Raw genomic sequence first — 14,128 nt, 5'->3', positions numbered from 1 at the left:
GCGGTTTTTTTGGCGATAAAAAAGGCTCTCCCGAGGTTGGCAAGCGTCTAATGGCCTTGGCCAAGTCAGACATACGATGGCTATGTACGAAATCAACAGGGAAGGAAAGATGAGTGCATGGCTACCTTTCGGGAGGCGCTGAAAGCGAAGAACCATCTCGTGAAAAAATGGAAGCGAATGCCCGGTGTCATGGGCATTGGCGTCGGATATGTAAACGGCAGGAACAACCAAAAGGGCGCTTGTGTCGTACTGTATACGCTGGACGCTAGTGCCGCCGTGAAAAAAGGCTGCCCGAGCTGCGTGGCGGTCAAACGGAAAAAAGGCGGAAAGCGGCCAAAGATTACTTCCCATGTGGCTGTCCCTGTGCGAACAGTGACATCGGGGAGATGCAGCAGCCATCAAAAATGGCGGGCAACGTCGAGCTATCGCCGGAGGATTCGTCCGGTGATAGCAGGCGTCAGCGTAGGATATCCGGGAGCGTCCGGGACGGCGGGCCTGATCGTGACCGGAGCGCTCAGACGGGCACAACGCTTTTTGCTGAGCAACAACCACGTTTTGAACCGCAACAATACCGGAGGCTACACGGAGACGATCCAGCCGGGAGGATCGGATGGCGGGCGTTCCGGACGCGACCGGATTGGACAACTGTACCGTTTTGTCCGGCTGCGAAAAAATGCCGTCAACGATATGGATGTGGCGATCAGCATTCCGACTTCCAATAACCTGCTTGCTCCGCGCTATGCGAAAGTCGGCACGATTCCCGGATATGTCCGCTCTTATGCGATCGGCAGCCGTTTGAAAAAGGTAGGCCGGACCACGGGCTTCGTCCATGGAGTCGTAGAGTCGACTCACACCGATATTAACGTCGATTACGGAGATTACGGCGGACTGGGAACGATTCGCTTCCGCAACCAGACCGTGATCCGCAGCGCAGCGCCGATTTCGCTGCCAGGTGATTCCGGCTCTGTCTGGTTGACCGCAAACAATTACGCCGCTGCCGTCAACTTCGCAGGTTCAGCAGACGGCAGGCTGTCGATCGCTTTTCCGATTCACCGGGCGATGCGCGCGCTTGGCTTGCGGGTGGCCCAGCCTGCTTCCGCGCTTTCGTCCAGAAAACGCGCTGTTCGCCGCAGGAAAAAGGTTAGGAAGTAATCTGGTTCATTTCGGAAGCGAGATCGTCCAGACAGGCAAGCACCTCCGCAGAGCGTGCTTCCAGGATGGCAAATGCCATCTCGGCCTCTTTTTGTTTGCCCGTAGAAGCCAGCGTGAAAATATGGCGAATCGCGTCGTGAAACCCTCTGTGCGGCTCTGCCAGCCGTTTGAAAGCGGGGAGGGAGCTGATCGCCTGGTTTTGTTTCGCCTCGTCATACCAAAGCCCGAGACGGCAATTGTGGTGATCGATGAGGTCTTTTTCCGTGATGGAATGATAACCGAGCAAGAAGTTGTACACCCACCATTTCCAGAGCAGATGGTCGGTTTTGACGATGCGCAAGCTGTGTTTGGCTTTCAGGCGTGTAATTTGACTGATGCTGTTTTTGTGCAGGGCGTTGATGCCAGCCCCGATTTCGTAGACGTTTTTGCCTGCGTGGGAGACGTGGGTGAAAATTTGTTCCATATTGTTCTCCACCTGGGAAATTCGCATGGAAATATCTTCGGTTGAAGCTGACTGTTCTTCTGTCAACGAAGCGATGTGTCCCGTCGCATGGCCTACTTGTTCGATATTTTGCACAATCTCGCCTAACAACTCGATCGCTTCGCGTGTCTGAGTGGCATTGTCGTTGAAATGAGTGCCAAGCAGAGCCGCCGTTTCTTTGACCAGGCTCGCTTCATGGCGGACGGTATCCATCGTGCTGGTGATGCTTTGTACGGAATGTTTGGTTTGTTCCGCGAGCTTGCGCACTTCCTCGGCGACGATGGAAAAGCCGCGCCCATGCTCACCCGCCCGGGCAGCTTCGATAGAGGCGTTCAAGGCGAGCAAATTCGTCTGATCCGCGACGCTTTTGATCACTTGCACGACTTGGGAGACAGCTTCGATGGAAGTCGTCAGCGACGAGATTTTGGCCTGCATCTCGTTAAATTCTTCCGCCATGGACAGGAAGCTTGTCAATGACATCTGGATGATTTTTTGCCCGGCTGTGGCCTGCTCCATGGTCGTCGCAGCATTTTCCGCCACGTGCACGGCGGAGGCGGCTACCTTTTGCACCGATTCGGACAGTTGCTCGGCTGCATGTCTGACCGTGCCGGTTTCCACGCTTGTCGTGTCGATGGTATCGAGTACATGCTTGATTTTATCGATTTGCATGACCAGCTCCAGGACATTGCCCAGGCGGTCGATCGTTTTGTAGTCGTGATCCTCTTGATAAGCTTCCAGCACGATCTGGGAGTCGAGCGTGAGCAGCTTGATCAAGGCAAGCAAGATGGAAGACAGTTCGTCCGGCTTTTTGCTGTAAGTATGGACGATGGCGGGAATAAAGCATTCGTACAGCCGCATGTAAGAGCCGGTGTACCACTCTGGGGCGAGTCCGATTTTACTGTGGACTTCCCCGATTTTTTCCCGTCCCGCGACGTAGGCATCGTTGAGTTGTGCGTTGGAAAGCGATTGCAAATAGTGGCGAAAGGAACCGGAGAGGCGTCCTACAGTAGTATGGACTTCAATGATATTCATCAAATTCGCATAGTGGCCAAGCATCTGATAATGCCGCTCGGTAATCGTGTCGATATGCTCGGTTATGAGCGGTTCGATTTGCGCGAGCCGCCTGAGATCGTCATTGTTCATCTGCAAAAAGTTTACTTTTGCCCGCAATTGCTCTGTCATCGCGATATCGCTTTCCTGGATCGGGGCCGTTTGTGATCGCGCCCAACGCTTGCCAAACATAGAATCCCTCCGCTTTTTTATCAAAAACTGACCTATCCATGCCACGGAATAGGTCAGCCACCGTCATCCAAAATAGTTCTCACTACCTACCTGATTATACCATTCGAGGAAGAAATGATACTGTGGAACTACTGTGAATTTGTGAAATGTTTATGTAAGTCAGGCTGCTTCAATCGAAAAAAGTCATGTGTGGCATAGCTTCGCGGTAGTAGGCGAGCCGATCCTGCAACGTTCCAGTGTGCAGCTCGAACTTATGCCCGTCGGGGTCGGTGAAATAAAGCGAGCGCTTGTCCCGTTCATCGCGTTCCCGGCCCGGCAAAATGGGGACGCCGTGCTGTTGCAGATGACGTTTCCAGTCGTCAAAAGCGGCTTCGGAAAGCGAAAAGGCCAGATGCGTGTAGGACAAGGAAATCTCGTTGCGGGGGATGTCGGGTTCTTCGTTCAAAGCGAGCCAGTAGCCGTTCCAGTCAAAATAAGCCAGCTTTCTGCCGCGGACGAGCGGCTTGGCGCCGAGCACGTCACGGTAAAAGCAAAAGGAGCGTTCCAAATCGGCTACCGAAAACAGAAAATGGTTGATTCCGCCCAGTGGTTGCATAGCCATCGCCTCTTTCTCCTTTGCACACAAGTTGCCTTTATTTTACGGTAACAAGGAGCGGGGTGCCAACGACGATCAATCGGACAACTGGACAGGACAGGCGAATAGCGAGCGGCAAAAACAGGCATCCCGCACCATGCGGCTGCCTGTTTTGCCTGTTCAAGCACCAGGGCTAGGATTGGCTCTGTTGCGACTGGGCTTGTGTTTGCAGCGTGGATTGGACTTGCGACACCATCGTTTGCGCCTGGGCAATCTCCTGGGAAGCTTGCTTCAATGCTTCCTCGGCCAGTTGCGGGTTGGCAGCGGATTGCTCGATGGCTTGCGTAATCATATTTTTCGCGAGAGTGGTCGCCACTTCGGCTTTTTTCAGAGAGTCTGTGTTGATTTGGCTTGGCATGTTTGTTCCTCCTTGAACAGATGGTTGATGTGGCACACCGTACTACTTTCTCCTGTTTGCCCGCAATTATGTATGGGGGATGTGCCCAACCGTTTGCGCTGGTGGTTGCATACCCTTGTAGGAGGGGAGGAATGCGAGATGAAGAAAAAGTGGGTTGGGGTTGTCCGGCAAGCGGAGCAGGCTTTTTGGACGATCGTGTTTTCAGCACACAAGCGTGTAGGCAATCGAGGCGTCATTTTGCCCAAACGCTTTAATTCCGTCAGCAAAATTCGCCGGTTCTTGACGAGATTCATGACGCCTTGCCTCGCAAACCGCGTGATCGGCAATCTCGATCTGAGAAGGATCAACGGCCAGCTTGCCGTTCCGGTTGGAGACGGGATCGGAGCGACTCCAATCGTCAAATCGCAGGTGTTGAAAAAGAGTGCGAGGTGCGTGACCATCGCAGTCTGGTTTCAGTTTGACCCGAGCGACCGCTTTTTTCGCGTGTATCAGTTGAAAAAGCTGCCGGACGGCCGCTGGATTGTAGTCGGGCGTCATCCTTTGGACTATCCATTCAATTTGCCAAACCAACTGTTCAGAATCGTGCCGGGTTGCTGCAAGCCGTGTGTGCGCGGATGCAGGCGGCGGGTGAGGGGCAAGGTGCGGCCTGGGGCGAGGGCGGCGCTAACAAAACGCAGGAGCGCATGCTGCGCCTGAGAAGCGATCGCAAATTTTCAGGAAAGAAGTGGTGACATTTTCGTACTGACTCCGTTTGGATGAAAGGGAGGTGGGAGATGAAGGCACAATTATGGAGCGAATGGATCGCTGAGCACCAGCACCCACTGTATCGTTATTTGTACCGGGTGTGCGGGTTGCGCGAAATTGCCGAAGAGTTATTGCAGGAGACTTGTCACCGTGCCATGCTCTCCCTCTCGATTCAAGCTGCCCGGCAGGCTCAGGCGTGGGGCTGCAAAGCGGCGCGGCATTTGTATATGGACTGGCTGCGCAAAAAACATCCGAAAAAAGCAGGCGGGAAAACTTGCGCTGCTTGTTCAGCACGTCCTTGCGCCTATATGAACCGGAAGCGATCTAGCGCCAAAAAACGGACAAGGAGCGGGCAGGCAGATCATTTTAAAAAACGGTATTGATTTTGGGACGACTTGCCTGTAAAATATCTAAGTGTTGCGACTCCTATCGGATTTTGTCGAATAGAAGGAGCAATAACGTGTGGGAAATCGGGAAGTAGCTCAGCTTGGTAGAGTACTTGGCTTGGGACCAAGGGGTCGCAGGTTCGAATCCTGTCTTCCCGACCATTTTACACACGAACAGGCCGGTATGGCGGAATTGGCAGACGCGCGCGACTCAAAATCGTGAGGGAAACCGTGGGGGTTCAAGTCCCTCTACCGGCACCAGCAATCTATACATATGGTTTTCGTTATAAGGTGGGAAACAGTGAGTAGACCTGTTTCTCACTTTTTCATTTTGTCCGAAAAAGGGACGTTGCAGCTCGCAGCCTTTCCAATTGCTCTTTCGTTTGTTTACAATAAGGCTCTTTTCGCAAATTTTGTTGCTATTGCTGTTGTGGAAACGTGTGTTCTATAATGAAAATCAGGAAGTCTATAGGATTTCCATTTACCGTGAATGCACGCTTCGCTTGGTACTATAAATATCAAGCAACTCACGGCTTTTCTAAAAGCAACAATTTCTTAGAAAAGAGCGTACAATAAAGAGGAAAAGGAGGCGGATCGCGTGAGACTTGCGGGAAAACAAGTAGTCTGCTTTGTGGAAAGCGAATTTGAAGATCTGGAACTGTGGTACCCGGTGCTCCGGCTGCGCGAGGAAGGGGCGGCTGTTCATCTGGTTGGACCGAAAGCGGGACATGTCTACATCGGAAAATACGGTGTGCCATGCGAAGCGGACAAGGCGATGAGCGAGATTGATCCTTCGCAGTACGACGGCGTGCTCGTTCCGGGCGGCTGGGCGCCGGACAAGCTGCGGCGTTATCCGGAGGTGCTCGCGTTTGTCCGTGCCATGCACGAGGCGAAAAAGCCGATCGGTCACATCTGCCATGCAGGTTGGGTGCTCGCTTCGGCAAAAATTTTGCATGGAGTGAAAACAACGTCGACGCCAGGCATCAAGGATGACATGGAAAACGCTGGTGCGATTTGGATCGATGAAGAGGTCGTGGTCGATGGACACATCGTCGGTTCCCGTCGTCCGCCAGATTTGCCAGCGTACGCCAAAGCTTTCGCCGATTTGCTCGCACAGTAGCAAGCAGGCAATCCGAATATACGAGTGGAACGAAAAGGCACACCCGCAGCGATCAAGCGGGTGTGCCTTTTCTATGTCCGTCAGCTTGCTCTTCACGAGTTGGTTTTTCTGTCTTTTTTCCAGGGCGGATCGCCCCATTCGTGCAGCTTGTTGCTTGCGACATAAAACAGGTACGGAATCAAAAAAGCGAGCAAGGCTCCGCCGAAAGTGAGAAACGGAGGCAGAGAACCGAAGTATTTGAACATAACTGTCACCTTCCTTCCTCTAACTCTGAACGGTTGATGGAGCCGACATTGCGCAAATACACCTTTGCTTCGACCTTGATCGTGCTCTTTTCGTACAGGCGCTGTCCGCTCTCCCAATCTTTCTGGATTTGTTTCCAGAGCGAGTATTCTTTTTGCCGGATATTGCTGCCCAGCTTGATGACATCCACTTTCATTTCCTTATGCACCTTTTGCAGCGTGTCCAGACACATCCGCTCGATTTCCTTGGCGAAGGCGCGTTCCAGCTTTTTCGTCTCTTCTTTGCTGAGAAAATCCATGAGCGCGTAGGCTTCCGCCAAAATGCCCTCGCATTCGATTTTGATGGTGAACTTGAAATTTTGCTTGTCTCGCAAGTCTTGCACGATTTCATGCTTCGTTCCTTGAATGTTCAATACGACGAGATCGCCTTTTACCTTGGCTTTCAACAGTCCTCCATCAATGCTCCCGGTGAGAAAGTTCAAGCCTTCCGTCTCTTCCTCGCCGAGAAAGCCGACCATCTGATTGTAGAGGGAAAATACGGCGCTTCCTGCCATCTTGATTTCATTTTTTTCCGCCCGTACTCGGGGGATGACGAAGCTGAACGGATTAAGCAATTCTTCATGAATATCGCCGATGCGTACCTCGGGGAGCATGCGCGCGTTTTTTTCGATATTTTCGCCAATCGAATTGATGTAGAGCGAGGGCAGCTTTTCTGTTTTCGGCTTGACCTCGATGATGCTTTTGGCTAACCCGTTGGCAATAAACACTTTGCCGCTCCGTCTGGAATCCGGGTCGCGCAGCAGAAAGTCCATGGCGTTGGCGAAGCCGTTGGGAGTACGCGCCACTTCTTCGGAGATGACGAGCACTTTCAGATGCTGGTAAAAAGGAGCGCGGCTCGTACGCGTAGCCAGCTCGCGGGACACTTCGAAGAGCGAGTCACCCTCTGAGGTGAGGTTCAAAAACGCTTCGTTCGTCGTGTTTTGCCCGCCGCCGCCTCCCTGGCTACCCGCGATCAATCCTCCGGGGATGACGAGCTGATGGGTGACGAGAAAGCGTTGCTTCACTTTCGGTTTTCGCGGTGCCTCTTTGGCCGCCCGTTTTTCCACTTCTTTTGTCCGGGGCGCATCAATCGCAATTCCGACGACAAAGCCGCGCTCCTCGATTTGCACCTGATCCCAGCACCCGGCGAGCAGAGCCGAGACGATGACGAGGATGGTCGGCAAGGCAAAGCGCTTATTCATGCCCCTTCACCCCGCGCATGATGGCGATCAGGAGCAGACAGATCGGACATAAATAGACGATGATCATGCCGAAATACGTGATGGCGTCCGCAAAAGCGAAGAAGTCGACCAGGTTTTGCGGCAACATCGCCACGAAGTAAATGATCGGCGACAGGGCCAAAATCCAGACCATCTTTTTCACTTTGCGAAACATGGAGGTCAGATTGAGAATGGTGATGTCGAGCCACATGACGCACGTGTTGAAAATGGTCATGATCCAGATCGTGAAAAACATGGACTCTACCCGTTCAAAAAAACCGCCGGGAATTTCTACTTCCTTCGCGAGGTCAATGGTCGGATAGGTCAGATTTTTGGCGACCTCGGCGGAAAAGACCCCGATGACAAAAATGTAGATGGTGACGTAAAGGGAGACGGGGATGAACAGCCCCAGAAGCATTGCTTTAGGTCCTTCCTCTGGATTTCTCATCAACATCGTATAGAACAGGATGATTTCAAAGCCGGAGTAAGAAAGCCCGACCGCTTTGGAGCCTTCCAGAAGTGATTTCCAGCTTGAAGAAAAATAAGGCCGGATGTTTTCGATTTCCAACAGTTGCGTGGTGAACACCAGAACGAAAAAGATCACGACGAGGACAACGGGCAGAAAAAGCAGGTTCAGCCGCAGCATGGCGATACGCGATCCAGCCACGGCGTATTGTACGATCAACAAAAAGCTGAGGGTAATCATCTCGACGGGCGTACTGTAAAACAAATACTGCTTGGCGATATTTCCGATCGCGCGGATTTCAAACGACACAAACAGCATCGTGTACAGACAGACGAGCAAGGTCAGCGCATAGGCGACAGGTTTGCTCGCGATGATAGCGGTGTAGTCAAAAAACGTTTGCCGGGGAAAGCGTGCCGCCAGCTTCGCCAGCAACCACCCGATCAATAAAGCGACAAGCCCGCTGATCACGACAGAAATCCAGCCGTCGAACCCGCTCGTTGCTTTTGCCAGGGCGCGGGGAAAAGTGAGGATGCCCACCCCGACTGTAACCGAGGCGATGTTGATGCCCATATGATTTTTGCTAATCATTTTTTCCGACAAGGTTTGTGCACTCATTTGGAATCCCCTGTTCTCATGCGAATTTCATCTTCTGGATGCAGGGCTTGCGGCCGCTCTTTCAAGAAGGTCACAGGTGCGCGCAAGATCAAATCTTTCCAGTCCCTGGGCATTTGCGGCGCAAGCGGAGCCAGGTACGGATAGCCGATGCTCGTCAAATTCGACAGGTGGATCATGATGGCGATCAAGCTCAAAATGACCCCGTATATTCCGAAGATGGCCGCGCCAAACATGGCGAAAAACCGGATCATGCGAAAAGCGATCGCCAACTGAAAGGACGGGATCGCAAAAGAGGAGATGGCTGTTAGCGCGACGACGATGACCATGACCGGGCTTACAATCCCGGCGGATACGGCTGCATCTCCGATGACCAAACCGCCGACGATCCCGACGGTTTGTCCGATCGGCTTGGGCAGGCGCAGCCCGGCTTCCTGAAGCAACTCCATGGTCGTGATCATCATGAGCGATTCAATGAAGGCGGGAAACGGAACACCGTCTCGCGTGGCGGCAATCGAGAAGGCGAGATCGGACGGGATCAAGCCCGGGTGAAACGTCACAAGTGCGATATACAACGATGGGGAAAACACCGCGAAAAAAGCGGCCAGATAGCGTAAAAGCCGTGTCAGTGTACCGACGATCCAGCGTTCGTAGTAATCCTCCGGCGAGTGCAGAAGCAGGCCAATTGTGACAGGGAGGATCAACACCATCGGCGTACCGTCGAGCAGGATCGCTACGCGTCCTTGAAACAGCGAAGCGCTGACCTTGTCCGGCCGTTCGGTGTTGTGAGCCTGCGGGAAGGGCGAGAGAAAATCGTCCTCGATCCACTGTTCGATAAAACCGGATTCCTCGACTTCGTCAATGTCAATCGTGGCAATCCGCCGTCTGACCTCGTCCAGCATTTCGTGATCGACGATGTCATCTATATAGGCGATGATCAGCTCGGTTTTGCTGCGTGTCCCTACCCATGAACTTTCAAAGCGCAGATTGGGGTCTTTTACCCGTCTGCGGATGCGCACGGTATTATCGCGGATGCTTTCCGTGAAGCCGTCCCGTGGGCCGCGAACGAGTCCCTCGGAGACTGGCTCTTCGATGCCGCGGGTTTTCCAGCCTTTGCTGTCGATGAGGATCAGCTCGCTGGAACCATCGACAAACAGGGCTGTGTCTCCGGACAAAATACAGTCGAGGGCTGCGGTAAGCGATGTTTCTTTTTTGATCTCGACAACGGACAATACTTCTTCAAAAAGGAGCTGGATGATCTCGTCAGGTTCAGGGGGAACCGATTTTTCCGAGGTGGAGATCATCAACTGGATGTGCCCCAGGACTTGGTTATGCAGCATATCCGAATCCGCTAATCCGTCAAGGGCAATGACCGCGCACGTATGGTTTGTATTGCCGATGAGAAACGTGCGGATCAGCAAATCGTGGGGGTTGCCCAATAAAGTACGGAACAGCTCCAAGTTATCCGCAAGGTTGGGAGAGAGCGTTAATTCAGGCGTTTGCCGCTGTTGCATGTGCTGGGAAAAGGGAGAGGTTTTCTTTTTGCGTCGCTGGGCGAAAAATTTTCGCATCATGGAATTCCCTCCCGTTCAAAATGCGAATAGCATGTTAGTGCGATTTTTTCCAGAACAGAGGGAAATTATGCGGATGAAAGTTCCACGACAAACTTTCGCACAAAGAATTGAACAACCCTATGAGGTATGATACATTCGGCATGGTAGAATAGAGAGTAGTAGAGAGAGTAGGAATGACGGAGAAGGGTGGAATAGTAGTGCTTGACAGTCAAGTTTTGGTTCGGGATACAGACTTTTCAAGACTCGCGCTTACATGGGAGCAGCTTGCGCAGTTGATGGGGGAGCAGGGAGATGCGACAACCCCTGCCAAACTGAGACAGCTGGCTGAAAAAACAAGGAGAGCAGAGTTGAACATCGCTTTTTGCGGACACTTCTCCGCAGGAAAGTCCACGATGATCAATACGCTTCTGGGCGTCAGCCTGCTGCCGTCCAATCCCATACCGACCAGCGCCAATGTAGTGAAGATCCGCGGGGGCGAAAAAGCCGCTCGCGTCTATACAATGAACGGCGATGTCGTGACGTTTGATCCGGATACGGAGATGGAGAAGCTCAAGCAGTTTGCGGTCGATGGGGATACCGTTGAATCGGTGGAAGTTTCCTATCCCGGAACGCTGCTCGACGAACACTCCAGCCTGCTCGATACCCCGGGGATCGACTCGACGGACGCCGCGCACAAAATCGCTACGGAATCCGCGCTGCACCTTGCAGATGTGGTCATTTACATGATGGATTACAACCACGTCCAGGCAGAAGAGAACTTCAATTTTACGAAAACGTTGAAAGACCGCGGCAAACCAGTGTATCTGGTCGTGAACATGATCGACAAGCACATTGACTTTGAGCTTGATTTCGAGAGCTACAAGGAAAGTGTGGAGGAAGCGTTTGCGACCTGGAACATTCATCCGGACGGCATTTTTTACACGTCCCTGGCTGAGCCTGACCACCCAGAAAATCAGTACGTGGAGCTGAAGCAAAAGCTGCTCTCGCTGATTGCCGGACGCGAAGAACTGGTAGCAAAAAGCGTGCGCAGTGCCGCCGAGCATCTGATCGAGGAGCACGTGCAGGCAGTGAAGGCAAGCCATGCGCAAACGCGCCAGGAGCTTGAGAACAAGCTGGACAGCCTGAATGTGGCGGATGTAGACAGCCGCGACGCACATGCTGTCGCCGCTGCGCTTGAACAGGCGCAGGCGATCATGCAGTCGCTTGGCAACCGTACGGCAGAAGCGCGTGCCCAGATGGAAAAAGAGTTGGGTGTTTTGCTCGACAACGCCCGCTTGACTTACTACAGCACGAGCGAAGCAGCGGCAAGCTACCTGGAAAGCCGCAAGCCAGGCTTCAAAATGGGCTTTTTGTTCGCAGGGAAAAAGACGGAGGAAGAGCGTCAGCGCCGCGAGGAAGCACTTCTGGCTGAGTTCCGCGAAAAGGTGGCGGGCAATCTCGACTTCCATTTCAAGGAATTGATGAGCAAACAATTGCAAGCGTACGAGCTGCGCGACGAAGATTACCACGCACGCGTCCATGCGACCGAGATTGTGATTACGGGCGAGTTTCTTGCCAAGCACATCAAGGATGGAGCGGCTTCCCGCGAATATGTGATGAACTACTGTACAGATGTCGCAAGCGCGATCAAACTGGAGTACAGACGCGCTGGCCTTGCGTTCATCGAGGAAGTCACCGCGCGCCTTGCGACCAACATGCAGGCGGAGAGCGCTTCGCAGCAGGAGCGTCTCGACGTGCTGCGCGAGATGGCCGCGGTGCACGGGCAGTTGGCCAGCTTTACTGCAAGCGAGGAAAACACAAGAGAGCGATTGCAGGCAATCATGCGTGAAGGAGAACAAGAATCATGAATCAGCTACGAGACAAATTAGTTGCGGCAGCAGAACGTCTGCGGCGCGCGAGTCACGAAATCGTTTCCGTACCAGGGATGCAAGCACAGGCGCAGGCGATGCTGGATCGCGCAGACCGTCTGACAGCGAACCGCTTCACTGTTGCGCTGTTCGGCGCGTTCAGCGCGGGTAAATCTTCTTTTGCCAATGCCTTGATGGGCGATCTCGTCCTGCCTGTATCCCCGAATCCGACTACGGCAGCGATCAACAAAATCATGCCGCCGAGTGAGGAGCATCCGCACGGCACAGTCCGCGTGGTGCTGAAAAGCAGGGAAGCGATCGAGCAGGATGTGCTGCGCTCGCTCGCTGTTTTCGGATTCCACGCTTCCAGTCTGGAAAGCGCTTTGGCCGAGCTGGACAAGATCGATGTGGCGCAAATTCCGCCGACAGCGAAGCCGCACTATACGTTCCTGAAAGCCGTCACAAAAGGGCTGGGCGAGATGAATGCTCACCTGGGCGGAGAGCTGATTGTCGACATGCAGGCGTTCAAAGGCTTTGTTGCCAAAGAAGAAAAAGCTTGCTTCGCCGAATACATCGAGCTGTTTTATTCCTGCCCGCTGACTGACCAGGGCATCGTGCTGGTCGATACGCCTGGGGCGGATTCGATCAATGCCCGCCATACGGGCGTGGCGTTTGAATACATGAAAAACGCGGACGCTGTTCTGTTCGTCACTTATTACAACCATGCGTTTTCCCAGGCAGACCGCGAATTTTTGCTGCAAATGGGCCGGGTCAAGGACACCTTCGAGATGGACAAGATGTTCTTCATCGTCAATGCAGCCGATCTCGCCGCTTCCCAGGAAGAGTTGCAGGGCGTGATTACGCACGTAGAGAAAAACTTGCTCACTTGTGGCATCCGTTTGCCGCGCATTTATCCGGTATCCAGCCAGACTGCGCTGTTGGCGCGCATGCACGAAAAAGGCAAGCTGGCTGCCTCGGCGGAAAAAGTATACCGTCAACGCACGCAAACAGCAGAAGGCGAGCCGCTCATGGCAGCAGACGAAGCGTTCAAGCTGTCCGGCATGGCTTCGTTTGAAAAAGAGTTCTTGCGTTTCACTATCGAGGAACTGACGCAAATTGCCGTGAACGCAGCGACAGGCGAAATTCGCCGCGCTTTCGACACGCTGAACGAGTTCATGCGCATGGCTCAATCTGGCGAAGACGAGCGCCTCGCGCGCAAAGAAGCGGCGAGCAAGGCCCAATCCGGGGCACTGGCTGCTGTTTCCGCGCTGGCGACTGCTTCGTACGAGCGCGACTTGGCAAAAGAACGGGAAGAGCTGCTCTACTACGTCAAGCAACGGCTGTTCTTCCGTTTTAACGAGTTGTTCAATGTGGCGTTCAACCCGGCTGTCCTGAAAGAAGACGGACGCAACATGAAGCAAGCCCTCCAAGGCTGCATGACCGATCTGTTGCGCTCGATCAGCTACGACCTGGCGCAGGAGCTGCGTGCGACCACGCTGCGCCTGGAGAAGTTTTTGAGCAAGCAGGGAACAGCGCTCGTTTCCGCTTGGCAAAAAGATGTGCATGCTTTCGCGGCAGGCTTGACACTGGCGCCGTACCAGCAGCGCCAGGTAGAGACGTTGAATTTTGCCGAGGAATTGCCTGTAGCGGAAGGGGCTTTCCAGCCAGCGCTCGGACTGTTCAAAAACACGAAAGACTTTTTCGAACTGGACGGCAAGCTGAAGCTGCGCGAAGAACTGGAAAAGCGCATGCAGGAGCCTGTAACGGCTTACGTGGCGACCGGAAGCGAACAGCTGAATCAGCAGTTTACGGCTTTGTTCAACGAGCTTGTCACCACGGAGCGCAACCGGGTAGTCGAGCAAATCAACGAATACTTCACAGGATTGTTCGCCGCGCTGGATATGACGGTCGATCTGGACGAGCTGGGAGCGAAAGTAGACCGCGTAGCGGCAGAGCTTTCCTAACATCTCATCAAGTCAAAAGGATAAGGCAAAAGACAAAAGGCAGTTCG

At 53.4% G+C, this 14,128-nt stretch carries 13 protein-coding genes and 2 tRNA genes; 8 read left to right on the top strand and 7 right to left on the bottom strand.

Annotation, left to right across the window (positions count from 1 at the left end):
• Positions 1–117: 117 nt before the first annotated feature.
• Complete coding sequence (locus tag NST23_RS20890) at positions 118–1,152, top strand: hypothetical protein (RefSeq protein WP_173596798.1); 1,035 nt, start codon at positions 118–120, stop codon at positions 1,150–1,152.
• On the opposite strand, the gene NST23_RS20885 is transcribed toward NST23_RS20890, so the two are convergent.
• From NST23_RS20885 to NST23_RS20875, 3 genes are all read right to left on the bottom strand, one after another.
• Entirely contained in the window at positions 1,142–2,875 is a 1,734-nt protein-coding gene (locus NST23_RS20885) for a protoglobin domain-containing protein (RefSeq protein WP_173599082.1), read from the bottom strand. The two genes, NST23_RS20890 and NST23_RS20885, sit on opposite strands and share 11 nt — an antisense overlap.
• A 169-nt stretch (positions 2,876–3,044) precedes the next feature.
• Positions 3,045–3,470, bottom strand: coding sequence for a metallothiol transferase FosB (gene fosB / locus NST23_RS20880; RefSeq protein WP_173596905.1), 426 nt, complete (start codon positions 3,468–3,470; stop codon positions 3,045–3,047).
• Positions 3,471–3,642: 172 nt separating this feature from the next.
• Positions 3,643–3,867 (bottom strand): hypothetical protein, encoded by a 225-nt coding sequence (locus NST23_RS20875; RefSeq protein WP_063227938.1) that lies wholly within the window; start codon positions 3,865–3,867, stop codon positions 3,643–3,645.
• 138 nt (positions 3,868–4,005) lie between these two features.
• Between NST23_RS20875 and NST23_RS20870 the strand changes: the two genes are divergently transcribed.
• The 5 genes from NST23_RS20870 to NST23_RS20850 all read left to right on the top strand — a co-directional run bounded on the left by NST23_RS20870 (position 4,006) and on the right by NST23_RS20850 (position 6,117).
• The gene (locus NST23_RS20870; RefSeq protein WP_340964499.1) at positions 4,006–4,563 is read left to right on the top strand and encodes a hypothetical protein; all 558 of its coding nucleotides are present in this window, start codon (positions 4,006–4,008) and stop codon (positions 4,561–4,563) included.
• A 77-nt stretch (positions 4,564–4,640) separates the two neighbouring features.
• Positions 4,641–4,994 carry a sigma factor gene (locus NST23_RS20865; RefSeq protein WP_229049728.1) on the top strand — a complete coding sequence of 118 codons (354 nt, stop codon included), beginning with the start codon at positions 4,641–4,643 and terminating at the stop codon, positions 4,992–4,994.
• 88 nt (positions 4,995–5,082) lie between these two features.
• A tRNA-Pro gene (locus NST23_RS20860) sits at positions 5,083–5,159 on the top strand.
• Positions 5,160–5,175: 16 nt separating this feature from the next.
• Positions 5,176–5,258, top strand: a tRNA-Leu gene (locus tag NST23_RS20855).
• A 337-nt stretch (positions 5,259–5,595) separates the two neighbouring features.
• Positions 5,596–6,117 (top strand): type 1 glutamine amidotransferase domain-containing protein, encoded by a 522-nt coding sequence (locus tag NST23_RS20850; protein WP_122963838.1) that lies wholly within the window; start codon positions 5,596–5,598, stop codon positions 6,115–6,117.
• 92 nt (positions 6,118–6,209) lie between these two features.
• Here NST23_RS20850 and NST23_RS20845 read toward each other — a convergent pair whose 3' ends face one another.
• From NST23_RS20845 to NST23_RS20830, 4 genes are read right to left on the bottom strand one after another with little or no spacing between them, the layout of a single operon-like run.
• Positions 6,210–6,362, bottom strand: coding sequence for a hypothetical protein (locus tag NST23_RS20845; RefSeq protein ID WP_170205903.1), 153 nt, complete (start codon positions 6,360–6,362; stop codon positions 6,210–6,212).
• A gap of 5 nt (positions 6,363–6,367) precedes the next feature.
• Positions 6,368–7,600: a Ger(x)C family spore germination protein gene (locus NST23_RS20840; protein WP_122963839.1), complete on the bottom strand. Its 1,233-nt coding sequence runs from the start codon at positions 7,598–7,600 to the stop codon at positions 6,368–6,370.
• Complete coding sequence (locus NST23_RS20835; RefSeq protein WP_173596801.1) at positions 7,593–8,699, bottom strand: GerAB/ArcD/ProY family transporter; 1,107 nt, start codon at positions 8,697–8,699, stop codon at positions 7,593–7,595. The genes NST23_RS20840 and NST23_RS20835 overlap by 8 nt, the downstream gene beginning before the upstream one ends.
• Positions 8,696–10,270 carry a spore germination protein gene (locus tag NST23_RS20830; protein ID WP_122963841.1) on the bottom strand — a complete coding sequence of 525 codons (1,575 nt, stop codon included), beginning with the start codon at positions 10,268–10,270 and terminating at the stop codon, positions 8,696–8,698. The genes NST23_RS20835 and NST23_RS20830 overlap by 4 nt, the downstream gene beginning before the upstream one ends.
• Before the next feature lie 197 nt (positions 10,271–10,467).
• On the opposite strand from NST23_RS20830, the gene NST23_RS20825 reads away from it, so the two are divergent.
• Entirely contained in the window at positions 10,468–12,117 is a 1,650-nt protein-coding gene (locus NST23_RS20825; RefSeq protein WP_445662494.1) for a dynamin family protein, read from the top strand.
• Entirely contained in the window at positions 12,114–14,081 is a 1,968-nt protein-coding gene (locus tag NST23_RS20820; protein ID WP_217022353.1) for a dynamin family protein, read from the top strand. The genes NST23_RS20825 and NST23_RS20820 overlap by 4 nt, the downstream gene beginning before the upstream one ends.
• Positions 14,082–14,128 lie beyond the last annotated feature (47 nt).

Origin of the sequence: Brevibacillus sp. FSL K6-0770 (genome assembly GCF_038000275.1) — a bacterium.
GTDB lineage: Bacteria > Bacillota > Bacilli > Brevibacillales > Brevibacillaceae > Brevibacillus > Brevibacillus parabrevis.
This window is presented reverse-complemented; position numbering and strand designations above follow the sequence as displayed.